Annotated in this window: 21 protein-coding genes; 10 read left to right on the forward strand and 11 right to left on the reverse strand. The window is 70.9% G+C overall.

Features of this window, described 5'->3' with window-relative positions; all coding sequences use genetic code 11:
- Nucleotides 1-125: 125 nt before the first annotated feature.
- Both GA0111570_RS04815 and GA0111570_RS04820 read left to right on the forward strand, forming a co-directional pair.
- Nucleotides 126-1,340 carry an integrase catalytic domain-containing protein gene (locus GA0111570_RS04815; protein WP_217634033.1) on the forward strand — a complete coding sequence of 405 codons (1,215 nt, stop codon included), beginning with the start codon at nucleotides 126-128 and terminating at the stop codon, nucleotides 1,338-1,340.
- Between the two features lie 109 nt (nucleotides 1,341-1,449).
- Complete coding sequence (locus GA0111570_RS04820; RefSeq protein WP_092607188.1) at nucleotides 1,450-1,944, forward strand: YajQ family cyclic di-GMP-binding protein; 495 nt, start codon at nucleotides 1,450-1,452, stop codon at nucleotides 1,942-1,944.
- A 104-nt stretch (nucleotides 1,945-2,048) separates the two neighbouring features.
- Here GA0111570_RS04820 and GA0111570_RS04825 read toward each other — a convergent pair whose 3' ends face one another.
- From GA0111570_RS04825 to GA0111570_RS17600, 3 genes are all read right to left on the reverse strand, one after another.
- On the reverse strand, nucleotides 2,049-2,288 hold the full coding sequence (locus GA0111570_RS04825; protein ID WP_092607191.1) for a YgaP family membrane protein: 240 nt from the start codon (nucleotides 2,286-2,288) through the stop codon (nucleotides 2,049-2,051).
- A 123-nt stretch (nucleotides 2,289-2,411) separates the two neighbouring features.
- Nucleotides 2,412-3,077: a Crp/Fnr family transcriptional regulator gene (locus GA0111570_RS17595; protein ID WP_175557327.1), complete on the reverse strand. Its 666-nt coding sequence runs from the start codon at nucleotides 3,075-3,077 to the stop codon at nucleotides 2,412-2,414.
- 145 nt (nucleotides 3,078-3,222) lie between these two features.
- On the reverse strand, nucleotides 3,223-3,795 hold the full coding sequence (locus tag GA0111570_RS17600; RefSeq protein ID WP_175557328.1) for a hypothetical protein: 573 nt from the start codon (nucleotides 3,793-3,795) through the stop codon (nucleotides 3,223-3,225).
- Nucleotides 3,796-3,992: 197 nt separating this feature from the next.
- Here GA0111570_RS17600 and GA0111570_RS04840 point away from each other — a divergent pair, with 197 nt between their 5' ends.
- Both GA0111570_RS04840 and GA0111570_RS04845 read left to right on the forward strand, forming a co-directional pair.
- On the forward strand, nucleotides 3,993-4,814 hold the full coding sequence (locus tag GA0111570_RS04840) for an exodeoxyribonuclease III (protein WP_092607200.1): 822 nt from the start codon (nucleotides 3,993-3,995) through the stop codon (nucleotides 4,812-4,814).
- 34 nt (nucleotides 4,815-4,848) lie between these two features.
- Nucleotides 4,849-5,904, forward strand: coding sequence for a 3-hydroxyisobutyryl-CoA hydrolase (locus tag GA0111570_RS04845; RefSeq protein WP_092607203.1), 1,056 nt, complete (start codon nucleotides 4,849-4,851; stop codon nucleotides 5,902-5,904).
- A 21-nt stretch (nucleotides 5,905-5,925) separates the two neighbouring features.
- Here the strand turns inward: GA0111570_RS04845 and mptB are convergent, their stop codons facing one another.
- From mptB to GA0111570_RS04865, 4 genes are all read right to left on the reverse strand, one after another.
- Nucleotides 5,926-7,506, reverse strand: coding sequence for a polyprenol phosphomannose-dependent alpha 1,6 mannosyltransferase MptB (gene mptB, locus GA0111570_RS04850; protein WP_092607206.1), 1,581 nt, complete (start codon nucleotides 7,504-7,506; stop codon nucleotides 5,926-5,928).
- A 151-nt stretch (nucleotides 7,507-7,657) separates the two neighbouring features.
- Nucleotides 7,658-7,981 (reverse strand): 4Fe-4S binding protein, encoded by a 324-nt coding sequence (locus tag GA0111570_RS04855; protein WP_092607209.1) that lies wholly within the window; start codon nucleotides 7,979-7,981, stop codon nucleotides 7,658-7,660.
- Nucleotides 7,978-8,619 (reverse strand): NADH-quinone oxidoreductase subunit C, encoded by a 642-nt coding sequence (locus GA0111570_RS04860; protein ID WP_092607212.1) that lies wholly within the window; start codon nucleotides 8,617-8,619, stop codon nucleotides 7,978-7,980. The genes GA0111570_RS04855 and GA0111570_RS04860 overlap by 4 nt, the downstream gene beginning before the upstream one ends.
- Nucleotides 8,616-9,041 carry an NADH-quinone oxidoreductase subunit B family protein gene (locus GA0111570_RS04865; protein WP_175557329.1) on the reverse strand — a complete coding sequence of 142 codons (426 nt, stop codon included), beginning with the start codon at nucleotides 9,039-9,041 and terminating at the stop codon, nucleotides 8,616-8,618. Before GA0111570_RS04865 ends, GA0111570_RS04860 begins: the two co-directional genes overlap by 4 nt.
- 275 nt (nucleotides 9,042-9,316) lie before the next feature.
- Here GA0111570_RS04865 and GA0111570_RS04870 point away from each other — a divergent pair, with 275 nt between their 5' ends.
- The 3 genes from GA0111570_RS04870 (at nucleotide 9,317) to GA0111570_RS04880 (ending at nucleotide 13,308) form a co-directional block, all read left to right on the forward strand.
- Nucleotides 9,317-11,197 (forward strand): 2-oxoacid:acceptor oxidoreductase subunit alpha, encoded by a 1,881-nt coding sequence (locus tag GA0111570_RS04870; protein WP_092608208.1) that lies wholly within the window; start codon nucleotides 9,317-9,319, stop codon nucleotides 11,195-11,197.
- On the forward strand, nucleotides 11,194-12,294 hold the full coding sequence (locus tag GA0111570_RS04875; protein ID WP_217634034.1) for a 2-oxoacid:ferredoxin oxidoreductase subunit beta: 1,101 nt from the start codon (nucleotides 11,194-11,196) through the stop codon (nucleotides 12,292-12,294). Before GA0111570_RS04870 ends, GA0111570_RS04875 begins: the two co-directional genes overlap by 4 nt.
- Before the next feature lie 129 nt (nucleotides 12,295-12,423).
- Nucleotides 12,424-13,308, forward strand: a complete 885-nt coding sequence (locus GA0111570_RS04880) for a polysaccharide deacetylase family protein (protein WP_092607218.1) — start codon at nucleotides 12,424-12,426, stop codon at nucleotides 13,306-13,308.
- Here GA0111570_RS04880 and GA0111570_RS04885 read toward each other — a convergent pair.
- Complete coding sequence (locus GA0111570_RS04885; protein WP_092607220.1) at nucleotides 13,284-14,003, reverse strand: HAD family hydrolase; 720 nt, start codon at nucleotides 14,001-14,003, stop codon at nucleotides 13,284-13,286. The genes GA0111570_RS04880 and GA0111570_RS04885 overlap by 25 nt on opposite strands.
- 158 nt (nucleotides 14,004-14,161) lie before the next feature.
- Here GA0111570_RS04885 and rarD point away from each other — a divergent pair, with 158 nt between their 5' ends.
- The 3 genes from rarD to GA0111570_RS04900 are packed head-to-tail and all read left to right on the forward strand — an operon-like array spanning nucleotide 14,162 to nucleotide 18,603.
- Entirely contained in the window at nucleotides 14,162-15,175 is a 1,014-nt protein-coding gene (gene rarD / locus GA0111570_RS04890) for an EamA family transporter RarD (protein ID WP_092607223.1), read from the forward strand.
- Nucleotides 15,175-16,545, forward strand: a complete 1,371-nt coding sequence (locus GA0111570_RS04895) for a ClC family H(+)/Cl(-) exchange transporter (RefSeq protein WP_092607226.1) — start codon at nucleotides 15,175-15,177, stop codon at nucleotides 16,543-16,545. Before rarD ends, GA0111570_RS04895 begins: the two co-directional genes overlap by 1 nt.
- Before the next feature lie 51 nt (nucleotides 16,546-16,596).
- The gene (locus GA0111570_RS04900) at nucleotides 16,597-18,603 is read left to right on the forward strand and encodes a M13 family metallopeptidase (RefSeq protein ID WP_092607229.1); all 2,007 of its coding nucleotides are present in this window, start codon (nucleotides 16,597-16,599) and stop codon (nucleotides 18,601-18,603) included.
- 120 nt (nucleotides 18,604-18,723) lie between these two features.
- Here GA0111570_RS04900 and GA0111570_RS04905 read toward each other — a convergent pair whose 3' ends face one another.
- Genes GA0111570_RS04905 through GA0111570_RS04915 form a run of 3 tightly spaced genes read right to left on the reverse strand, consistent with a single transcriptional unit; the run spans nucleotide 18,724 to nucleotide 22,840 of the window.
- Nucleotides 18,724-19,710 (reverse strand): polyprenyl synthetase family protein, encoded by a 987-nt coding sequence (locus GA0111570_RS04905; protein WP_425438608.1) that lies wholly within the window; start codon nucleotides 19,708-19,710, stop codon nucleotides 18,724-18,726.
- Nucleotides 19,711-19,715: 5 nt separating this feature from the next.
- Nucleotides 19,716-21,296 carry an NADH-quinone oxidoreductase subunit NuoN gene (gene nuoN, locus GA0111570_RS04910; protein WP_092607232.1) on the reverse strand — a complete coding sequence of 527 codons (1,581 nt, stop codon included), beginning with the start codon at nucleotides 21,294-21,296 and terminating at the stop codon, nucleotides 19,716-19,718.
- Complete coding sequence (locus GA0111570_RS04915) at nucleotides 21,296-22,840, reverse strand: NADH-quinone oxidoreductase subunit M (protein WP_092607235.1); 1,545 nt, start codon at nucleotides 22,838-22,840, stop codon at nucleotides 21,296-21,298. The genes nuoN and GA0111570_RS04915 overlap by 1 nt, the downstream gene beginning before the upstream one ends.
- Between the last annotated feature and the right edge of the window lie 12 nt (nucleotides 22,841-22,852).

Here is a 22,852-nt window from a genome sequence, read left to right on the forward strand (position 1 = left end):
CGCGTTGACTCATCAAAGATGCCCGCGTGGAGGGGGTCGTTGCCTCAACTAGGAATGCCCGCGTAGCGGCGCGTCGACCGGCCCTGTGGCTGCTGTGCCGGTACGCCGAGTTGATGGGGTTGACGATGGCTGAACGTCGGGCTGTGACCAGGGCGAGCGCTCGCCGCTACAAGGCGGCGGACCGGGCGGGCAAGAAGGTGATCCTGGACGAGTTGTGCGAGCTGACGGGCTGGCACCGTGACCATGCCCGCAAGGCGTTGCGCGAGGCGTTGAAGGTCAAGATCGTCCGGCCCCGCAAGGGGCGCCCGCCGGTCTACGGGGAGGACGTGATGGTCGCGTTGCGGACGTGTTGGGCGGTGATGGGGGCGGCGTCGGGCAAGCGGATGGCCCCGTTCCTGGGCGAGCTGGTTCCGGTGCTGCGCGCCTTCGGGGAGCTGGATCTGGACGAGGAGACCGCGGCGGCGTTGTGTCGGATCTCGGCGGCCACGATCGACCGCCGGCTCGCCCCGGACCGGGCGAAACTGGCCGTGCGTGGGCACTCCCACACCAAGCCCGGTTCGCTGCTGAAGGACGCGATCCCGATGCGGACCTGGGCGGACTGGGATGACGCGGTGCCCGGTTTCGTCGAGATCGACCTGGTCGGCCACGAGGGTGGCAACTCCCGCGGCGATTTCGCGTTCACCCTGACGGTCACCGACATCGCGACCGGGTGGGTGGAGAACCGGTCGGTGCGCAACAAGGCCCAGAAGTGGGTCTTCGAGGCGCTGGTGGACATCCGGGAACACCTGCCCTTCCCGCTGCGCGGGATCGACTCGGACAACGGCAGCGAGTTCATCAACCACGAGCTTCTTCGCTACTGCACCGAGCAGGAGATCACCTTCACCCGTTCACGCTCGGGCAACAAGAACGACGGCGCGCACGTGGAGCAGAAGAACTGGACCCAGGTCCGTCAGATCGTCGGCTACCACCGCTACGACACCGCCGGCGAGCTCGATCTGCTGAACCGGATCTGGGCCCGACAGACCGACCTGACGAACTTCTTCTACCCCCAGCAGAAACTCATCGCCAAGGAGCGGGTCGGCGCCAAGGTGATCAAGAAGTACGACACCGCCCAGACCCCCTACCAGCGCGCCCAGGCCGAACCCAGCGTGACCGGGCTGGTCAAGGCCGCCCTGACCAGCCGCTACCGCCAGATCAACCCCGCGGCCGTCCAACGCGAGATCCAGGCCCTGACCAGCCAGCTCCTGGCCCTGACCACCGCGAAGAAGGCGCCCCGAACCCAGCCAGCCATCCGGGCAAAATCAGATGAGGCAACGAAGCAAGCTACGCGGGCATCTTGACATGAGGCAACGGGAACGGCGCTGGTACGGGCCTCCCGGACGGGCTCCCGGGACGCCACGAACACGGGCACAATGGTCCGCACACCACCACCGACGGAGGAGCACAGACGTGGCCAGCGAGAACTCGTTCGACGTCGTCAGCAAGGTCGACCACATGGAGGTCGCCAATGCCGTGAACCAGGCCGCCAAGGAGGTGGGCCAGCGCTTCGACTTCAAGGGGACCGATGCGAAGGTCGCCCTCTCCGGCGAGAGTGTCATCGAGATGGAGGCCAGCAGCGAGGACCGGGTGAACGCCGTCCTCGATGTCCTGCAGTCCAAGCTCGTCCGCCGGGGCATCAACCTGAAGTCCCTGAACACCGGCGAGCCCCGCTCCTCCGGCAAGCTGTGGAAGATCACCGCCACTGTCGAGGAGGGGATCAGCCAGGAGAACGCCAAGAAGGTCTCCAAGCTGATCCGCGACGAGGGCCCGAAGGGCGTGAAGGCGCAGATCCAGGGCGACGAACTGCGCGTCTCCTCCAAGAGCCGTGACGACCTCCAGACGGTCCAGGCCCTGATCAAGGCCCAGGACTACGACTTCGCGGTCCAGTTCAGCAACTACCGCTGATCCGCCGGGCGGTCGGCCGGACCGTCGCGCTCCCGACCCCGAACGGCGAGGGGAAGCGCGACGGTCCGCAACCGGCCTGCCGCATCAGTGCGCGGTAGGCGGCGTCAGTGCGCGGTGGTGCCGGCCGCAGTGCCGATGCCGTGGCGCCCGTGCTTGGTGCTCATCCCCAGGGCCGCATAGATCGGGCAGAAGCCGACGGCTCCGGTCACCACCAGGAGGGCACCGACCGCTCCGAGCACCCACGCCAGCACCGTGCCCACGGGGCCGAGGAAGGCCACCCCCAGCAACACCAGTCCGGCGATGACCCGGATGACCCGGTCTGCTGCGCCTTCGTTCATCTTCATGGCTTTCTCCTTGATCGACGAGATACCACGAGTGCACCACCGGGCGACATCCCCCGTCTGTAACCGCAGTCACCGACCGGCCGAACCCGTCCGGAGAACATCCGACCCCATCGGACACCGGCCCTACGGACCGCCGAGGGGCTCCAGGACCTGTTCCAGTGCGCCCGGGTCGAGCACGGTGACGCGGCCGCGGTCGGTGGCCACCCAACCGGCATGCGCCCACGTCGCCAGCTGCCGGCTGACCACCTCGCGGACGCTGCCGACGGCGGCCGCCAGTTCCTGGTGGGTGGCAGGGACCACGGGGCCGCGGGCGAGGAGTTCACCGGCCAGGCGCTGCTGCACTGACACGAAGGCGGTGGCCTCCAGCAGCCGCACCACCCGGGTGAGCCGCCGGGTGAGCAGGGCCAGCATCGTGTGGCGGAACTCCGGTGACTCGTCCACCAGCCGGTGGAAAACCCCCTTGGGCAGCTGCACCGCCAGCACCGGATCGCGGACGACGGCCCGCGCCTCGTACGCGACCTCCCCGAACAGGCAGTTCAGTGTCAGTACGCAGGTATCGCCCGCCTCCAGCCGGTAGAGCAGGATCGACCGCCCGTCGACATGCGGTCGGGACACCTCGACGACCCCGGCCAGGACCAGGAGGAACCCGGTGCAGGAACTGCCCAGGTCGAACAGCACGGTCCCGGGCGGGGCCTGGACCTGGCGCCCGTTGCGGCGCACCAGGTCCTGCAGCTCACTGCTGAGCAGGTTGAGGGTGGGGTAGGCCTGGAACGGCGTCGGCGTGGACATGACGCCAGTCTCCCAGCCCTCCCCCGGAGGCGTCACACGGCCGTGACGACGCGTACGAGCGCCCGGGGGACAGCCCGGTGGGCGGGTCACCCCACCACCCACCCACCGGGGTCGTGCGCGCCCGCGGGCAATGCCCGCCGGCGCATCAGCTCTGGCTGCGGCGAGGTCCCGGACGTCCTTCGACATCGGCCGGACCGTCCTGCAGCGGCTCGCCACGGCGCGGGACCCCCTCGGTACCGCTCTGGGTGCTCCCGGTGCGGTCCTGGACGCCGCCGGTACCGCTCCGGGGAGCCGGCTCCCCGAACGGCTGCTGGCCCGGCGCATCCTCCCCGAACGCCCGCTGACCGGGGCCCTGCTCGCCGAACGGCTGCTGAGTCGGCGCATCGGCGGCCCGCTCGTCGTACGCCTGCCGACCGCGGGGGTCAAGCTCGTCGGCGCGCCGGAGTTGCTCGTTGGCCTCGTCCCGGGTCTCCCGGGCCCGCAACTCCTGTTCCTCGGCCTCCACCCGTGCCTGTTCGGCGCGGGCCGCGGCCATCTGGGCATCGGCCTCCTGACGACGTGCCTCGACGGAACGTTCCCGTCCGGCGGTCCGGAGCTCGTCTGCCTGGGCCTGCTGGCGTTCCCTGCTCGCTGCCATCCTGGCGCGGGTCGCCGCGATGATGACGGCGACGACGAGCACCGCCAAGACGATGATGACTATCCAGATCCACGTGGCCATGACAGGACCTCCTCTGGTCGATCGGCGACCGGTCGCCAACCGTGTTCATTTGTCGACTGATCCAATTCAACACGACACGGCCAAGGCCCGCCAGAGTGGCGACGGCCGCATCGCCCGTCCGCAGCACCGCGGCCGCCTGGGCGCCGCCGACCAGACGAGGACCGCCGGGCCTCCGGTCGCCATCTAAGGTTGCTCCCGTGCTCCGTATCGCCACCTTCAACGTCAACGGGATCCGGGCCGCCGAGCGGCGTGGCTTCCCCACCTGGCTCGCGGCCCGTACGCCCGACGTCCTCGCGGTCCAGGAGATGCGCTGCCCCGAGCCCGACCTGCCCCAGGTGTTCGGCGACTACCACCTGACCTACCACTGCGGCACGCTGGCGGGCCGCAACGGTGTCGCGCTGGCCACCCGGGTGGAGCCCCGCCGGGTGCGGCACGGCTTCGGCAGTCGCGAGTTCGACACCGAGGGCCGCTACGTCGAGGCCGACCTCGACCTGGCCGGCGGCCGCCGGATCCGCGTGGCGTCGGTGTACGTCCCCAAGGGCGGCACCCCGTACGAGGACGACGCCTCGCTGGCCAAGATGCAGCGCAAGCAGCGGTTCCTGCGTTCCTTCGCCCGCCACCTCACGGCCACCCGGCGCGAGGCACTCAACGACGGTCGCGAGTTCGTCGTGATGGGCGACTGGAACATCGCCCCGACCCCGCTGGACCTGAAGAACTGGCGGACCAACCAGAAGTCTGAGGGCTTCCTGCCCGAGGAGCGCGACTGGATCGGGTCGATCACCTCCCCGCGGACCCTGGTCGACGTCGTCCGCCGTCACGTCGGGGAGGGCTCGGGTCCGTACTCCTGGTGGTCCTGGCGCGGCAAGGCGTTCGACAACGACGCCGGCTGGCGGATCGACTACCAGCTCGCCACCCCGGCCCTTGCGGCGGCCGCGGTCGCCGCCGGGACCGACCGGGACCCCTCGTACGACACGCGGATCTCCGACCACGCCCCCGTTGTGGTCGACTACGACCTGTGAGGCACCACCCACCCGGCACCACGAAGGAGACCTGATGGAGCTCGCCAGCCGCACCACCGACGACGTCCTGTTCGGCACGGACGGGCCGGTCGCCCGGATCGTGCTGAACCGCCCGCGGGCGATCAATGCCCTGACCGAGGCGATGGTGACCGACGTGCACGCCCAGCTCGATGCGTGGGCCGAGGACGACGCCGTCGGCGCCGTGGTCATCCAGGGCTCCGGTGAGCGCGGGTTGTGCTCCGGCGGCGACGTCCGCGCGGTCCGTACGCACGTGCTCGAGCACGGCCGCCCGGGCAACTTCTTCCGCGCCGAGTACGCGATGAACGCGGCGATCGCCGACTTCCCCAAGCCGTACGTGGCGCTGATGGACGGCATCGTGATGGGAGGGGGCGTCGGCGTCTCCGGACACGGGTCGATCCGGCTCACCACCGAGCGCACCCGCCTGGCGATGCCGGAGACCATCATCGGCTTCACCCCGGACGTCGGCGCCCGCTGGCTGCTGGCCCGTGCCCCCGGAGAGATCGGCGCCTGGATGGCGATGACCGGCGAGACGATCGACGGTACCGATGCGGTGGCCGCCGGGTTCGCCGACGCGATGGTCGCGGCCGACCGGCTGGCGACGATGGCCGAACTGGACGGCGAGCGCGACCCCTGGCTCTTCGCCCTCGCGGAGGGCGCCCCGTTCACCGGGGCCGAGATCTCCTACCCGGCACTGTCGGCCCTGCACCGTGGCGGCCCCACGAGGGCCTGGATCGACGAGTGCTTCACCGGTACCGACGCGGCCACCGTGGTCGAGCGGCTGCTGGACCACCCCGAGCAGGCCGCCCGTCAGGCCGGGGCCACGCTGCGGCTGCGCTGCCCGCTGTCGGTCGTCGTCAGCCTGGAGGGCGTACGCCGGGCACAGGCGATGGCCAGCGTCCACGAGGTCCTCGACCAGGACCTGCTGGTGGCCGAACGGCTCGCCATGCTGCCGGACTTCTCCGAGGGCGTCCGGGCCCAGCTGGTCGACAAGGACCAGCGCCCGAGCTGGAGCGACGCCTCGATCGAGGACGTCGACCCGGCCGAGGTCGCCGGACTCTTCACCGCCTGAGCGTACGAGGGGGCCGGCGGGTCAGGCGGTGACCGGCACCGCGACCGAAGGGGTCCGCCACTGCGCACGGTCGTGGCGCAGCATCAACAGCAGCAGGGGCAGGATGGCTAACGCCCCGACCCAGCTGGCACTGTTGCGCACGGCCAGGTTGGTGCCGTAGTAGAACAACATGCCGGCGCTCACCCAGGTCGCGACCCGGGCCACCCGTTCGGTGGGGCGCGCGACCGGGAGCAGGGCACCGCCCCACAGCAGGTACCAGCCGTGCAGGGCCGTGCCGCCGATCGCCGCGGCCAGCAGGCCCCAGGAGACGAAGGCCATCGGGCGGTGCAGCGCGATCCTGGCCGCGAGCCAGACCATGAACAGGGCCGTGGCGATGGCGAACAGGGTCCGCACCGCGCCGCTGATCACCCCGCCCCACTCGTAGAAGCCCCACTGCAGGACCACTGAGTTGACCAGCCGGGAGATGATGCTGCTGGGCGCGATGGTGGGCACCGAGCCGGGGACCGCCATGGCGTGGAGCCAGCCGAAGCCGAGACCGGTCAGCAGTGAGACCGCCACGAAGGTACCCAGCGCGATGGCGCCGGTCACCACGGTCCGACGCAGGATGGTGCGCCACTGGCCCCACTGCCGTTCGGCGGGGGCGAGGGCCATGAACGCGACCGCGAACCCGGCCAGGGCCGCGGGCTGCTTGGCCGCCGTGGCCAGGCCGACGACGATCGCCGCGGCGACGAGGCGGTGGCGTGCGGCCAGCCAGAGGGCAAGGGCTGTCAGGCCGACCATCAGGGCGTCGTTGTGGGCGCCGCCCACGAAATGCGCGATCATCAGCGGGTTCACGACCGCCAGCCACATGCCCCGGTCCGCCTCGAGCCCCCGGGCGCCGACGTGGCGCAGCAGGCCGGGCAGGCACGCCGCGATCAGGATGACCCCGAGCACGGCGGGGACACGCATGGCGAGCGCAGCGAGGTAGGAGTGCATCAGGCTGCCGGCCTCGGGGGCCAGCAGGTGGCCGCCGGTGAGGTCGACCAGGATCCGCTGGATCTCCAGGCTCAGCGGACCGTACGGGGCCGGCGTGTAGAGCCAGACCCGCGAGACGGCGTCCGCGAAGTTGCCCGGCAGCGCTCCCGGGCCGACCTGGTAGGGGTCCACCCCGTTGGTGACCAGCCAGCCCTGTGCGGCGTACGAGTAGGCGTCATGGCTGAAGACGGGGGGCGCGGCCAGCAACGGCAGGGACCACAGCGCCAGCACGGCGCGGAAGTCGTGGCGACCGGCCGAACGCGGGCGCAGGCGCATCCAGGCGTCGAGCACCAGCCAGATCCCGGCCAGCACGACGACCGTCGCGAAGGCGGATCCGACAGGGGTCCGCACCACCCAGGTGGCGTCGATCGACCAGAGCGGGGAGTTGTCCGGGATGAACGCGGGACTGATCGACCCGGCGGCGACCAGGACGAATCCCAGCATCCCCTGGCGGACCATCGGATCGAACCATTCGGCTCGCAGGGCCGCGACGGCATCCAGTGCGCGGCGGCGCGTCCCGGTGACGGTCGCCCCGTCCGGGCCCTGCAGTCGCGACGGCGATGCCAGCACCTGCTCTTCCACTGCCATCGAACCGCCTCCTCCGTGCCGACAAACGGGGGAACCTGATTCGCCCCCAGCTTTCAGGGTAGGCAGCGATCGGCCGATCCGACGAATCCTTTCCCACCGCGTCGGCCCACTTTCCCGGAATTGTCGGGGGATCCTCAGGTTCGCAGGGCCATCAGCCGGTCGGAGGTGCGAGCTCCTGGCGGTGGTGGACCAGGGCGATCGGCGTCGGACCCGCCGGGACGTGCCCCTCGGCCCACTCGAGAGCATCGAAGGGGCACTCGTCGATGCAGATGCCGCAGTACATGCAGACCGACCAGTCGATGGTGAAGTCGTCCAGCACGTTGTGCAGCCGCGGCCGGCGCGCGCCGGCCTGGTCGGCGTCGGGCTCGGTGTGCGACTCGACGGTGATGCACCAGACCGGGCACTCGCGGGCGCAGATCATGCAGGAGGTGCAGCGGTCCTCGACCAGCCGGATCGAGCCGTGGGTGCCCGTCATCGGTCCCTCCCCTCCCCCCGCCGCCCGACCGCCGGGGGCGCGGGGCTCTCGCGGGGTGGACGACCCTGGCTGGGTGGACGACTTTCGCGGGTGCGCCGGACCCGCCCCCCGGCGGCACTGGCCGCCACCTCGTCCGCGGCGGCCGGCCCTTCGGCAGGGTCCCGGTCGCCCCACACGGCCGGATCGGGCACCCCGCTGGGCACCATCCGGCGTCGCCTGGCCCCCTCGTCGGGGTCGTCGGCGCCGGGCCAGGGGACCGCCGCCCGTGCCGCCAGCACATGGTCCTTCAGCAGCGGCGCCTCGGGGGCGTCCGGGCCGAGCAGCAGCCGGCGGGCATCACCGCCGGCGAACTCCACTGCGAACCCCTCGGCCGCCTCCCGTTCGGCCCAGCCTGCTCCGGGGAAGACCACGGCGAGGCTGGCCAGGACGCCCTCCCGGCGCGGCACCCCGGTCCGCAGCCGCAGCTGCCGACCGGCCGGGTCGCGCAGTTGGCAGACCACCGTCACCGTGTCGGCGCGGCCGATGTCGTCGGTCGCGTCCAGCCAGTCGAAGCGGTCCCAGCCCTGGGCACGCGCCTGCTCGGCCGCGACCACCCAGTCCTCGGGCCGGACCGTACGCTCCTCGACCGGGGCACTCATGCGGGGGCCCCGACCAGCCCGGCCAGGGCGTCCTCCAGCGAACCGGGCGGCGGCGGGCAGCCGGGGACGTACGCGGCGACGGGGAGGAACTGCGAGATGCCGTCGGCCACGGCGTACGAGTCCCAGTACGGCCCGCCCGAGCTGGCGCAGGCGCCGTACGCCACCACCGCCGGGGTGCAGCCGGTCTCCCGGCCGAGGGCCGCGACCGCCTGGTGGACCACCGGAACCAGGGCATCGGGAACCGTCCCGGACACCACGACGGCCAGCGCGGCCGGACTCGAGGCCAGGTGTACGGCCGGATCGACCTCGGGCCGGCCCAGGGTCGCAGCCTCGAACTCCAGGGTGCAGCAGGCGAGCCCGAGATCGGCCACGAGCAGTCGCCCGTCGCCGTACCAGTCGTAGACGCGTGTCACCGGAGCCATGCGGACAGCGTAGTGCGCAGCACCACGGGTGATCGGGTCCCGTGATAGCCAGGTGCAGTGGTCCGGTCCGGCACGACTCCTGTGGTGGTCCGGTCCGCGGCATGGACCATCCCCAGACATAAGAATTTGCACATACACTCATTAGGCGATCCAATGAGTCAAGGAATCCGCGTGCGAGGTAAGTGTCACCTCACACGACCTAGACTTGACCGGCGCCCGACACGGGCGCTTCAGTCCGACGAGAAACGAGGCATACCGACGTGGCAGACGTCCAGATGCTCAACCGCGTGGTCATCCGGTTCGCCGGTGACTCCGGTGACGGGATGCAGTTGACCGGCGACCGGTTCACGGCCGAGGCAGCGTCGTTCGGGAACGACATCTCGACCCTTCCGAACTTCCCCGCCGAGATCCGCGCCCCCCAGGGCACCATCCCCGGCGTCTCCAGCTTCCAGCTTCACTTCGCCGACTTCGACATCATGACCCCCGGCGACACCGCCGACGTCCTGGTCGCGATGAACCCGGCGGCCCTGAAGGCGAACCTCGCCCAGGTCAGGCGCGGCGGCCTGATCATCGCGGACACCGCGGAGTTCACCAAGCGCAACCTGGCCAAGGTCGGCTACGAGGCCAACCCGCTGGAGGACGGCTCGCTCGACGACTACCAGCTGCACGCCCTCGACCTGACCGGCATGACGGTGGCCGCGGTCAAGGACTTCGGACTGACCCGCAAGGACTCCTCGCGCGCGAAGAACATGTTCGCCCTGGGCCTGCTGACCTGGCTGTTCAACCGCGACACCCAGGCCACGCTGGACTTCCTCAGCGAGAAGTTCGCGAACAAGCCGCAGATCCGCGACTCGAACATCACCGCCTTCCGCACCGGCTTCGCCTTCGGTGAGACCACCGAGACCTTCGCCGTCACGTACCAGGTCGCCCCGGCCCCGCTGCGCGAGGGCAGGTACCGCCAGATCTCCGGCAACGTCGCCCTCTCGTACGGCCTCGTCACCGCCGCCCAGAAGGCCGGCATCCCGCTGTTCTTCGGCGCGTACCCGATCACGCCGGCCTCCGACATCCTGCACACGCTGTCGAAGCTGAAGCGCTTCAACGTGATGACCTTCCAGGCCGAGGACGAGATCGCCGCTGCCGGCTCGGCGCTGGGCGCCAGCTTCGCCGGCCGCCTGGGAGTCACCGCCTCCTCCGGACCGGGCATCGCCCTGAAGTCGGAGACCATCTCGCTGGCCGTGATGACCGAGCTGCCGATGGTCATCGTCGACGTGCAGCGCGCCGGACCCTCGACCGGCATGCCGACCAAGACCGAGCAGGCCGACCTGCTGATGGCGCTGTTCGGCCGTCACGGCGAGGCGCCGGTCCCGGTGATCGCCGCCCAGTCCCCGTCCGACTGCTTCACCGCGGCCGTCGAGGCCACCCGGGTGGCGCTGGAGTACCGGACGCCGGTCTTCGTCCTCACCGACGGCTACCTGGCCAACGGCGCCGAGCCGTGGCGGGTTCCGCTGCTGGACGAGATCCCGGCGATCGACCCGAACTTCACCACTGAGCCGAACGGCGAGAAGGGCGACTTCCTGCCCTACCTGCGTGACGAGGAGACCCTCGCCCGGCCGTGGGCCGTCCCGGGCACCCCCGGCCTCGAGCACCGCCTCGGCGGCATCGAGAAGGACTCCCGGACCGGCAACATCTCGTACGACCCGGCCAACCACGCCCTGATGACCGACACCCGGCAGGCGAAGGTGGAGCGCGTGGGCCGGCTGGTCCCGCCGGTCGAGGTCGACGACCCGGGCCGCGAGTCCGGCGAGGGCGCGCGCGTCCTGGTCCTCGGCTGGGGTTCCACGTACGGCCCGGCCCTGGCCACCGTGCGCCGGATGCGCAAACAGGGGATCAAGGTCGCCCATGCCCACCTGCGCTGGGTGAACCCCTTCCCGGCCAACCTCGGCGACGTGCTGCGCGCGTACGACCGCGTGGTCGTGCCGGAGATGAACCTGGGCCAGCTGGCGATGCTGCTGCGCGCCAAGTACCTGGTCGACGTCCGCAGCTACTCGCGGGTCCGCGGCCTGCCGATCTCGGTGGACGAGTTCGAGGCGGACCTGACCGCCGTCGTCCGCGAGGTCGAGTCCGCCGCCGCTGCCTCGGAAGGAGCACAGCAGTGACCACCACCCAGAACCCGACGTCCCCGGCCTCGCAGCCGGCGATCACCCATGGCCTGGCCCACGTGCCGCTGGCCATCTCCCCGCTGAACCGGAAGGACTTCACCTCCGACCAGGAGGTGCGCTGGTGCCCCGGTTGCGGCGACTACGCCGTGCTCGCCGCGTTCCAGGGCTTCATGCCCGAGCTGGGCATCAAGAAGGAGAACACGGTCATCATCTCGGGGATCGGCTGCTCCTCGCGGTTCCCGTACTACGTGGACTCGTACGGCATGCACTCGATCCACGGGCGTGCCCCGGCGATCGCCACCGGCGTGGCGACCGCGCGCGAGGACCTGGCCGTCTTCGTGATCACCGGTGACGGCGATGCGCTGTCCATCGGTGGCAACCACCTGTTGCACGCACTGCGCCGCAACGTCAACATCACGATCCTGCTGTTCAACAACCGGATCTACGGGCTGACCAAGGGCCAGTACTCCCCCACCTCGGAGCTGGGCAAGGTCACCAAGTCCACCCCGATGGGCTCGCTGGACCAGCCGCTGAACCCGGTGTCGCTGGCGCTGGGCGCCGAGGCGACCTTCGTGGCGCGCGCCCTGGACTCCGACCGCAAGGGACTCAGCGCGATCCTCAAGGCGGCGGCCGCCCACCGCGGCACCTCGCTGGTGGAGATCTACCAGAACTGCCCGATCTTCAACGACGGCGCATTCGATGCGCTCAAGGGCGGTGACGAGGCGGCGGAGGCGATCATCCCGCTGACGCACGGCGAGCCGATCATCTTCGGCATCGACGGCCACCTGTGCGTGGTGCGCGATCCGGACTCCCCGCGGTTGCGGATCGCGGAGCGCTCCAGCGTCGAGGAGTCGGCCATCGTCGTGCACGATGCGTACGCCGACAACCCGGCCTACGCCTTCGCGCTCTCGCGGCTCAGCGAGGCCGGCCACATCGCCCACTCCCCGATCGGCATCTTCCGCGACGTGGAGCGTCCGACGTACGACGACGAGGCGCGCGAGCAGGTTCGTACGGCGCGCGGCGACACCGACACCGGTGACGCCGCCCTCCAGGACCTGCTGTACGGCCAGGACACCTGGGAGGTGTCCGCCTGAGAGCGGACCGAGAACGGCACTGAACCGGAGCTGAGCCCCACGGGGGCACGCGTGGCACGACCTTCCATCGGGGTCGTGCCACGCCTAGCCTCGGGGTGGTCGTCCCGTCGCGCCCCGGAGGAGGTATCGATGCGTCCCAACCGTGCGCCGTCCCACCACGGCCTCCTGGCCGTGCTGGTGCTGCTCGCAACGGTGCTGTTCGCCACCGTGGTCCTCGCCGCCTGTGCCCCGCCGTCCCGTCCACCTGCGCCCGCCCCGAGCCCGACGCCCTCCAGCGCCGTCGTCGCCGGCACCGACCACAATGCCGCCGCCCAGGCGTACGCCTATCCCGCCGCCAAGGTGCAGGAGTGGGTACGGGAGGGCACCCGGGCCCCGGACCTGCCGGCGCAGAAAGTGGCGTTCCTGACCTTCGACGACGGGCCTAGCACGGACGCGACGCCGCGCGTCCTCGACGCCCTGCACGCCACCGGGGTGCCGGCGACGTTCTTCATCATCGCCGGCCCCCAGGGGCTGGGCCGGGCCGGCGCACCGTTGCTGCAGCGCGAGATGGCCGAGGGCAACGCGGTCTGCATCCACTCCTACAGCCACGACTACGGCTACCTCTACCCCCGGCGCAAGGCGGACACCGAGCACATCCTGTCCGACCAGGCCCGGGCCCTCGACGCCCTGCGCGGCGCGCTCGGCCCCGGCTACAGCCCGGACTGCTTCCGCTACCCCGGTGGCCACATGTCCTGGACGGGCCTGGCCGCGGCCGATGCCGGACTCACCGCGCGCGGGCTGTCCTGGATCGACTGGAACACCATGACCGGTGACGCCGAGCCGCGGAAGAAGGAGCCCCGTACTCCCGCGGAGGCGGCCCGCAACGTGAAGACCGACATTGCCCACGCCGGCAACCCGCCGGTGGTCGTGGTGCTGATGCACGACGCGCCGGGCAAGCGGATCTCGACCGAGGCGCTGCCGCTGGTCGTGGCCGACCTGCGGGCGGCGGGCTACGCGTTCGGCGTGATCGGCTGATCGGCCCCTGCTGCCCGGGCGGTGGCAGCACCACCGGTCCCGCCCGCCACCCGGTCCAGGGCGGCCGCGAAGGCCGGGTCCGCCAGGGTCTCCACCACCACGAGGGCGGACTTGGCCAGCTCGTCACGGACCGCCGGATCGGCGTTGACCCCGATGAACACGGCGTCCGCCGCCTGTGCCGCGAGCAGGTCGTGCGGGGTGTCGCCGACCACCACCAGCAGGTCGTCCCCGGAACGCTCCCTCGCCTGCCCTCCCAGTTCGCGCCGGTCGCTGACGAACCCTCCCGAGACCGAGGTGGCCATGTCGAACGTCGACGGGTCGATGCCGGCGGTGAAGAGTTTCGTCCGGATCCGGCTCGGGGTGTTGCCGCTCATCAGCGCCTGGCGCCAGCCCCGGGCGGCGACGTCCGCGAGCGCGTCGTGGACCCCCGGCATCAGGGCGCGGGGGTGCTCCAGGTAGTAGGTCGCCGATCGTACGTCGAGCTCGGCCAGGTAGTCGTCGAGCCGGTCCAGGGACATCCCCGCCGCCTCGAGGTAGAGCTCGCCGACCCGCCGGTCGGTCAGCCCCTCGCGGCGGCCGGCGGGCTTCACCGGGGTGCCGCCGAGTCCCTCGATCGCCTGCAGGAACAGGTCGGCGCGACCCGGCGGGGAGAGCAGGAGGGTGCCGTCGATGTCCCAGTACACAGCGATTCCCATGGGCGGAACCCTAGCGGCCCGGTCCACGCCGCCGCAGCCCCGGTACCGGGCAGGACCCGGGGCGTACGATCCGACGGGAAGCCCCTGGCACCGCCGAGCAGGAGCCGCGGCGGCCGGTAGCACCCGCGACGCGCCCGAGGGGGCCAGGAGGAGGACAGATGACACAGGTCGCACGCGCCACGCCGGCCGGGGTCTCCCGGCGAGGTCTTGCCGGTGGCGTGGGGGCGTACGTGATCTGGGGCTTCTTCCCGCTCTACTGGCCGCTGGTCGCCGGTTCCTCGGCCTTCGAGATCCTGGCCCAGCGCGTCGTCTGGTCGCTGGTGTTCTCGCTGCTCGGCTGCCTGCTGCTGCGCCGACGGTTCTGGCGCGGTCTGGGACGACGCGAGTGGACCGCCCTACTGGCCGGAGGTGTGCTGGTCAGCATCAACTGGGGCACCTACATCTGGGCGGTCAACAACGGCCACGTCCTGGACGCCTCGTTGGGCTACTACATCAACCCGATCCTGTCGATCCTGATCGGGGTGGTGTTCCTGCGCGAGCGGCTGTCCCGGCTGCAGTGGATCGCCGTCGGGCTGGCGGTCATCGCCGTGGTGGTGCTCTCGGTCGAGGTGGGCGGGCTGCCCTGGGTGGCCCTGGTGCTCGCCACGAGCTTCGGCCTCTACGCACTGGTGAAGCGCGGGGTCAAGGTCGACGCCCTGTCCGGCATGGTCGTCGAGGGCTCCGCGATCAGCGTGTTCGCCCTGGCCTTCCTGATCGGCGTCGGGGCCTCCGGTCACGGCACGTTCACCACCCAGGGACCGCTGCACGCCGTCCTGCTCGTGCTCGGCGGCCTGGTCACCCTGGTCCCGCTGCTGCTGTTCGCCGATTCCGCACAGCGGATCCCGCTGACCGTGATGGGGTTGCTGCAGTACATCGGACCCACGCTGCAGTTCCTGATCGGCTGGCTGGTGCGCGGCGAGCAGTTGACGCCCGGGCGATGGGTCGGCTTCCTGCTGGTGTGGGTGTCCCTGGTCATCGTCAGCGGGGAGGCGCTGGCCCGCTGGCGGAGCCTGGACCGGGCCGGCAAGCGGCGCGCCGGTGAGGTGCCGGTGTCCGCCGCCGAGGCCCCCACGACCGACGAGGCCCCCACGACCGACGGGGGCTCGCGGTCGGCATCGGCGAAGGTCGACTGATGGATCGCCCGGGTGGACACCCGCTGTGGCGTCGGCTGGGCAGTTCGGTCTGGCCGCCGGCGGTGGAGGCCGACCGGCCGGGAGGCCTGCTGGGCTTCACCACCACCGCCGTCCTGGTCGGAATGCTCACCGGCCTGATGGCGGCGAGCTTCCGCTGGGCGCTCGACCGGGTGTCGGAGGCCCGCGACACCCTGGTCTCGTGGGCCCATGGTGATCCCGCCCTGGGCCTGGTCGTGGTGGTCGTGGTCTGCGCCCTGGCCACCGCCACTGCCGCCGCCCTGGTCCACCGGGTCGAGCCGCACGCCGAGGGCAGCGGCATTCCCCGGGTGGAGGCGGTCGTGGAGGGCCGGACCCGGCCGGGCAGCCCGCTGATCCTGCCCGTGAAGTACGTCGGTGGCCTGCTGGCGATCGGGGCCGGACTCGCCCTGGGCCGGGAGGGACCCTCGGTGCAGATGGGCGGCAACATCGGGATCATCCTGAGCCGCCTGACGCGCCGCGGCAGCCACGACCTACGCATCCTCGTCGCCGCCGGCGCGGCCGCCGGACTGGCCACCGCGTTCAACGCACCCTTGGCCGGCGGGGTCTTCGTCCTGGAGGAGCTGGTCAAGCGCTTCGACCCGCGGACCACTGTGGCGACCCTGCTGGCCTCCGGCGCGGGCTTCGCCAGTGCCCACCTGTTCCTGGGCGACACCACCGAACTCTTCCGGACCGCGCCGATGGGACAGCCCCGCCTGGCGCACGCCGGCGTCGTCTTCGTCGTCGGCCTGCTCGCCGGGCTCGCCGGGGTGGGCTACAACGCGATGATCATGTCCAGCCTGCGGTACGCCGATGCCAGCCGGGTCCCGCGCGAGGTACGCGCCGGACTGATCGGCGCCGGCGTGGGCCTGGTCGCGTTCCTCGCCCCGGGCCTGGTCGGCGGAGGTGACGGGCTCACCCAGCAGGCGCTGCTGGCCGAGGGTGGCGTCCTGACCGTCCTCGGCATCCTGGCCGCCCGCCTCGTGCTCGGCGTGGTCTCGTACGCTGCCGCCACCCCCGGCGGGCTCTTCGCCCCGATGCTGGTGGTGGGCAGCCACCTCGGGCTGCTGGTCGGGCTGCTCGGCCAGCAGCTGGTGCCCCAGTGGACCCCCGAGCCGGCCGCGCTCGCCCTGATCGGCACCGCGGCCTTCTTCACCGCCAGCGTGCGCGCACCGATCACCGGACTGGTCCTGACCACCGAGCTCACCGGGGTCACCAGCCAGCTGCCCCCGATGCTCGGCGCGTGCGCCATCGCCATGCTGGTGGCGACGCTGCTGCGCTCCGAGCCGATCTACGACGCACTCACCACCCGTGCGACCCACGCCTCCCGGCAGAACGTGGCGGAGGGCGCCTGACCTGCCCCGACCCGTCACCGGACCGTTGACCGAGCGCACTACCATCGGGCCATGACAGTTGAGGAGACGCACGTCGCGCTGGACCTGACCGCCGTCGACGAGGGGATCCCGGCTCGCACCGATTTCTACCGGCACGTCAACGGCAGCTGGTTGGACAGTGCGACGATCCCTGACGACAAGCCGCTGACCGGTGCCTTCAGCGACCTGCGCGACCGCTCCGAGGAAGCGGTCCGCGACCTGGTCACGGGCCTGGGCACGCCGGCCCCCCACGAGGGCCCGCAGACCGACACCGATCGGATCGCCGGACTCTACGCCAGCTTCATGGACACCGAGACGATCGAGCGGCTCGGCGCCGCCCCGCTCGGGAGCGAGCTGGCCGCCGTCGAGGCGGTCGAGGACGTCGCCGGGCTGGTCAGCCTGCTCGGCGCCAACGCGCGCGGCGGCCTGGGGTCCCTGCTGTACGGCGGGGTCGACGCCGACCCCGGGGCCCCCGAGCAGTACGCGCTGTTCATCAGCCAGGGCGGCCTCGGCCTGCCCGACGAGGAGTACTACCGCCTCGAGCAGTACGCCGACATCCGCGCGGCGTACGTCGCCCACATGGAACGGATGTTCGCGCTGGCCGGTCTCGAGGATCCGGCCGGCCAGGCCGCGGCGGTGATGGCCCTGGAGACCGGGATCGCCGCCTGCCACTGGGACAAGGTGCGTCGACGGGACATGGTCGCCTCCTACAACCCGATCACCATCGACGAGCTGGTCCGGCGGGTCGGTGCGATCAACCCGGCCGTGGACCTGAGCCGCTGGTTCGAGGGACTGGGTGTCGACCTGGCCAAGGTCACCAAGGTGATCGAGTCCCAGCCGTCGTTCCTGGACGAGGTCGCCCCTCTGCTGGCCACCGACCGGCTCCCGCAGTGGCGCTCGTGGGCCCGCTGGCGCGTCCTCAACGGCACCGCCTCCTACCTGTCGGACGACTTCGTGCTGGAGCACTTCGGCTTCTACGGCACGACGCTGTCCGGTACGCCGACGATCAAGCCGCGCTGGAAGCGGGGAGTCGGACTGGTCGAGGGCTGCGTCGGCGAGGCGGTGGGACGCCTGTACGTCGACGCGTACTTCCCCCCGGCTGCCAAGGAGCGGTGCGACGAACTCGTCGCCAATCTGCTGGAGGCCTACCGCCGCTCGATCAGCTCCCTGGAGTGGATGACGGAGGCCACCCGGACCGAGGCGCTGTCGAAGCTGGCGAAGTTCACCCCGAAGATCGGCTACCCGGGCAAGTGGATCGACTACTCCAAGCTGGAGATCCGCCCCGATGACCTGGTCGGCAACGTCCGGCGTACGGCCGAGTTCGACACCGACCGGGACCTGGCGAAGGTCGGTGGCCCGATCGATCCCGACGAGTGGTTCATGACCCCGCAGACGGTCAACGCCTACTACCACCCGCTGCGCAACGAGATCGTCTTCCCCGCGGCGATCCTGCAGCCGCCGTTCTTCGACCCGGAGGCCGACGACGCGGTGAACTTCGGCGGCATCGGCGCGGTGATCGGCCACGAGATCGGCCATGGCTTCGACGACCAGGGCTCGACCGCCGACGGGGACGGGCGGCTGCGCAACTGGTGGACCGATGCGGATCGGACGGCCTTCGAGGAGCGTACGAAGGCCCTGATCGCCCAGTACGACGGACTGGTGCCCGAGGGTGCCGACGGGCAGTCGGTGAACGGTGCCCTGACCATCGGGGAGAACATCGGTGACCTCGGCGGCGCCTCGATCGCCTACGACGCGTGGCGGATCGCCCTGGCCTCCCCGGAGACCGGCGAGACGATCGAGCCCGAGCCCATCGACGGCCTGTCGGGGGCCCAGCGGTTCTTCATGAACTTCGCCCGGATCTGGCAGCAGAAGACCCGGCCCGAGACGGTCCGCCAGCGGCTCGCGACCGACCCGCACTCCCCCTCCGAGTTCCGGTGCAACCAGACGCTGAAGAACCTGGACGCCTTCCACGAGACGTTCGGCACCCAGGAGGGCGACGGCATGTGGCTGGCCCCGCAGGAGCGCGTCCACATCTGGTGACCCGGCGCGGCGGGCTCAGCACCCGGCCGGGTCCGTCGCGCATGGCCTGGGTCTAGCCACCGACGAGGGGGGTCTCTGAGCGCGCGGTCAGAGACCCCCCTCGGGTGGTTCAGGTACGGGTCAGGCGGAACGCGACACGACTGTGTCGCACAGCTCGGACAGCGCGTCGCGGGCCACGCCCTCGGGCAGTCCGACCAGGTGGCCGCGGGCCACCTCGGCGCGCCGGGCGACCTCCTGGCGGGCCCGGTCGATGACCGGGTGCGCCCGCAGCCGACCGAGGACGTCGGCCAGGACCTCGTCGTCGTCCAGGTCAGAGCGGATCGCAGCGAGCAGTTCGCGCGACTCCTCGTCCTCGTACTCGCCCAGCAGCAGCGTCGGAAGGGTGGAGACCCCCTCGCGCAGGTCGGTGCCGGGCTTCTTGCCGGTGGACTCCGAGGTCACGTCGATGATGTCGTCGCTGAGCTGGAAGACCAGTCCCAGCTCCTCGCCGTACTCGTCGAGCGCGCGGATCTGGTCGGCGTCGAGGCCGGCGATCATGCCGCCGAACATGGTCGAGGCAGCGATCAGCGAGCCGGTCTTGTCCGCGATCACGCCGAGGTAGGACTCCACCGGGTCCTGCCCCTCGGCGGGACCTATGGTCTCGGCGATCTGGCCCTGGACCAGCCGGGCGAACGTACGGGCCTGGAGCTGCACGAACTCCACCCCCAGGTCGGCGACCAGGTCCGAGGCGCGGGCGAACAGGAAGTCGCCCACGAGGATCGCCACGGTGTTGTCCCACACGCTGTTGGCGCTCGGGGCACCGCGACGCAGGTCCGCCTCGTCCATCACGTCGTCGTGGTAGAGGCTCGCCACGTGGGTGAGCTCCATCACCAGTGCGGCCCGGGTGAGGTCCTCCTCCGACCGCGGCGTGCCGAGGGCGGATGCGAGCACGACGAGGAGCGGTCGGAACCGCTTCCCGCCGGCCGCGATCACGTGGCGGGCCGCCTCGGTGACGAACGGCATCCTGCCGGTGGCCGCCTCGGCCAGGGCTGACTCGATGACCTCGAGCCGCTCGCGGACGTACGCCTCGAAGGCGTCGCTGGTCTGGGGCGCTGGGGATGGGCTCACAAGCGTCACATCATACCCAGACGGAGGAACTCACCGGCATTCTGGAAGAACGTCATCGCCGGGCCAGGGATGATGCCCAGCACGATGGTTCCGACCAGGCCGAGGACGACCACGATCAGCGTCGCGGCGGAGGTGTCGATCACTTCCGGCCCCTCTACCGGCTCGCGGAAGAACATCACCGCGATCACGCGCAGGTAGTAGACCGCCGCCACCAGGCTCAGCAGCACACCGACGAGGGCCAGCCAGCCCCAGCCGCCCTGGAACGCCGCGGCGAAGACCGCCCACTTGCCCATGAAGCCAGCGGTCAGCGGGATGCCGGCGAAGCTGAGCATGAACACCGCCATCACCACGCCGAAGACCGGGTTCTTCCGACCGATGCCGGCCCAGCCGGACAGCTGGGTGACCTCGGCGCCGTTGTCGCGGACCATCGTCACCATCGCGAAGGCGGGGATCGTCGCCACGCCGTACGTCAGCAAGTAGAACGACACCGCAGACACCGAGGTGAACCCGTGGACGTTGTTGGCGACCTGCGCCGCACCCGCGATCGCGACCAGGATGTAGCCGGCGTGGGTGATCGAGGAGTACGCCAGCAGGCGCTTGACGTCGGTCTGCGCCAGGCCGATCACGGCGCCGACGACCATGGTGAGGATCGCGGCGACCGCCAGCACCGGCTGCCAGTTCCAGCGCTCGGCGCCCAGTGCGACGTACAGGACGCGCATCAGGCCGCCGACGGCGGCGATCTTGGTGCAGACCGCCATGAAGGCGGTGACCGGGGTCGGGGCACCGGTGTAGACGTCCGGCACCCAGTTGTGGAACGGGGCGATGCCGACCTTGAACAGCAGCCCGACGAGCATCATCAGCAGGCCCGCGATGAGCACGGACTCGGAGAGGGAGCTGGCCCCGACCATCGAGTCGATCACCGACAGGTGGAAGGAACCGGCGTAGGCGAAGACCAGGGCGATGCCGAACAGGAAGAACGCCGAGGCGAACGCCCCGAGCAGGAAGTACTTCAGCGCGGCCTCCTGGCTCAGCAGGCGACGGCGACGCGCCAGCCCGGAGAGCAGGTAGAGCGGCAGCGACATGATCTCCAGCGCGACGAACATCATCACCAGGTCGTTCGAGGCCAGGAACAGCATCATGCCGGTGACCGAGAACAGCAGCAGGGTGAAGACCTCGGAGTGCTCTAGCCGGGCATCGCCGGCGGAACGCTCCTCCTGCGACCCGGGGATGGCCGCACCGGAGGGCGTGAAGGCGCTGACGCCGCCGTAGACCTCGCGCTCGGCCATCAACAGGACCGAGAGTGCCGCGAAGAGCAGCAGCAGCATCCACAGACCGAGGGCCGGCAGGTCAACCATCACCATGGCGGTCTGGTCCTTGGCGAGGGAACCGGGCGACCCGCGCCACATCACCAGGGCCGACACGAGGGCCGCGATGAGCACGACCAGGGACAGCACGACCTGGGTCCCCCAGCGCAGGCGCTGGGGCAGGACAGCCTCGGCGAGCAGGCTGAGGGAGGCCCCCAGGAAGACGATGACGACCGGGAGGATGGCGGTCAGCAACCCCGCATAGTCGGTGGTGAGGTTCATCAGTTCTGTCCCTCCGGGATCTGCGGCTTGGGGTCGGTCACCCCGTGCGCCTGCAGGGCTGCGACGGCCTGGGCCCCGACGGGCTCAGCCAACTGCAGTGCAGGGCGCGGGAAGAAGCCGAGGACGAGGATGATCGCGACCAGCGGGACCACTGCGAGGCGCTCGCGTGACGTCAGGTCGGCGTGCACGGTCCGGGCGACCTGCTCGGTGACCGGGCCGGTCATCGTCCGCTGGTAGACGTTCATCACGTAGACCGCGGACAGCAGCAGGGCGATGGTGCCCACTCCGGCGATCCACGGGTGGCCGGCGAACGTGCCCGCCAGCACCATGAACTCCGAGACGAAGCTCGACAGGCCGGGAAGGCCCAGCGCCGAGAGGCCGGAGACCAGCAGGAACCCCGCCATCACGGGGGCGACCTTCTGGACACCGCCGAAGGCGGCGATGTCAGCCGAGCCGCGCCGCTTGACCATGTACCCCACGACGAGGAAGAGGGCTGCGGTGGACAGTCCGTGGTTGAACATGTAGAACACCGATCCGGCGATGCCGGTCGAGGTCAGCGCGAAGATACCCATCACCATGAAGCCGAAGTGGCTCACCGAGGTGAAGGCGACGAAGCGCATCAGGTTGCGCTGGCCGATCGCGGCGACGGCGCCGTAGACCACCGAGACCAGGGCGAGCACCAGGACCAGCGGGGTGGCCCACAGGCTCGCCTCGGGGAACAGCCCCAGGCAGAACCGCAGCATCCCGAAGGTGCCGATCTTGTCGAGCACCGAGACCATCAGGGTGGCGGCCCCCGGGGAGGCCTCCTCGGCCGCGTCGGCCAGCCAGGTGTGGACCGGCACCATCGGGGCCTTGACGGCGAACGCGATGAAGAAGCCGGCGAAGAGCCACTTGCCCAACGGGTTGGCGAACAGTCCGGCGGCCGCCGCCCCCTGCAGCGACTGCAGCGAGTAGGTCGGGTTGCCCAGGCCGGAGGTGACGGCGTAGATGCCGATCACCGAGACGAGCATGACCAGGCCGCCGGCGAGGGAGAAGAGCAGGAACTTCATCGCCGCGCCGCTGCGCTTGGCCGCGCCGAATCCCCCGATGAGGAAGAACATCGGGATCAGGGTGGCCTCGAAGAACAGGTAGAACAGCAGCACGTCCGTGGCCATGAAGACGTACAGGCCCAGACCCTCCAGCAGCAGGGTCAGACCGAAGAAGGTCTGGGACGTCCAGCGCCCGCCGGTGGTGTCGGGATCGTCCCAGGTCGCCAGCATGACGACCGGTACGAGGATGGTGGTGAGCAGGACCATCAGCAGGCCCATGCCGTCCACGCCCAGCGAGTACGAGGCCCCGATGGCGGGGATCCAGGACTGCTGTTCGATGAACTGCATGCCCGCGCCCGGATCGAAGGCGATCGCCACGACGATCGACACCGCCAGGGTGAGCAGGGCGAAGGCGAGGCCGACGGTGCGGGCCCTCGGACCCTTGATGAAGACCAGTGCCAGGGCACCGATCAGGGGCAGCACCGCGAGCACGGTGAGCCAGGGGAACGTCGTCATCTGTTTCTTCCT

This window comes from Raineyella antarctica, assembly GCF_900092135.1.
In the GTDB taxonomy this organism is placed as follows: domain Bacteria; phylum Actinomycetota; class Actinomycetes; order Propionibacteriales; family Propionibacteriaceae; genus Raineyella; species Raineyella antarctica.

What these genes read in the sequence shown, in the direction of transcription:
- GA0111570_RS04915 (WP_092607235.1), bottom strand. Translation starts at nt 22,840, where the DNA reads ATGACGACGTTCCCCTGGCTCACCGTGCTCGCGGTGCTGCCCCTGATC.
- GA0111570_RS04870 (WP_092608208.1), top strand. Translation starts at nt 9,317, where the DNA reads ATGCTCAACCGCGTGGTCATCCGGTTCGCCGGTGACTCCGGTGACGGG.
- GA0111570_RS04815 (WP_217634033.1), top strand. Translation starts at nt 126, where the DNA reads ATGGCTGAACGTCGGGCTGTGACCAGGGCGAGCGCTCGCCGCTACAAG.
- GA0111570_RS04860 (WP_092607212.1), bottom strand. Translation starts at nt 8,619, where the DNA reads ATGAGTGCCCCGGTCGAGGAGCGTACGGTCCGGCCCGAGGACTGGGTG.
- GA0111570_RS04880 (WP_092607218.1), top strand. Translation starts at nt 12,424, where the DNA reads ATGCGTCCCAACCGTGCGCCGTCCCACCACGGCCTCCTGGCCGTGCTG.
- GA0111570_RS04900 (WP_092607229.1), top strand. Translation starts at nt 16,597, where the DNA reads ATGACAGTTGAGGAGACGCACGTCGCGCTGGACCTGACCGCCGTCGAC.
- GA0111570_RS04845 (WP_092607203.1), top strand. Translation starts at nt 4,849, where the DNA reads ATGGAGCTCGCCAGCCGCACCACCGACGACGTCCTGTTCGGCACGGAC.
- GA0111570_RS04865 (WP_175557329.1), bottom strand. Translation starts at nt 9,041, where the DNA reads ATGGCTCCGGTGACACGCGTCTACGACTGGTACGGCGACGGGCGACTG.
- rarD (WP_092607223.1), top strand. Translation starts at nt 14,162, where the DNA reads ATGACACAGGTCGCACGCGCCACGCCGGCCGGGGTCTCCCGGCGAGGT.
- GA0111570_RS04895 (WP_092607226.1), top strand. Translation starts at nt 15,175, where the DNA reads ATGGATCGCCCGGGTGGACACCCGCTGTGGCGTCGGCTGGGCAGTTCG.
- GA0111570_RS04855 (WP_092607209.1), bottom strand. Translation starts at nt 7,981, where the DNA reads ATGACGGGCACCCACGGCTCGATCCGGCTGGTCGAGGACCGCTGCACC.
- GA0111570_RS17600 (WP_175557328.1), bottom strand. Translation starts at nt 3,795, where the DNA reads ATGGCCACGTGGATCTGGATAGTCATCATCGTCTTGGCGGTGCTCGTC.
- GA0111570_RS04825 (WP_092607191.1), bottom strand. Translation starts at nt 2,288, where the DNA reads ATGAAGATGAACGAAGGCGCAGCAGACCGGGTCATCCGGGTCATCGCC.
- nuoN (WP_092607232.1), bottom strand. Translation starts at nt 21,296, where the DNA reads ATGAACCTCACCACCGACTATGCGGGGTTGCTGACCGCCATCCTCCCG.
- mptB (WP_092607206.1), bottom strand. Translation starts at nt 7,506, where the DNA reads ATGGCAGTGGAAGAGCAGGTGCTGGCATCGCCGTCGCGACTGCAGGGC.
- GA0111570_RS04885 (WP_092607220.1), bottom strand. Translation starts at nt 14,003, where the DNA reads ATGGGAATCGCTGTGTACTGGGACATCGACGGCACCCTCCTGCTCTCC.
- GA0111570_RS17595 (WP_175557327.1), bottom strand. Translation starts at nt 3,077, where the DNA reads ATGTCCACGCCGACGCCGTTCCAGGCCTACCCCACCCTCAACCTGCTC.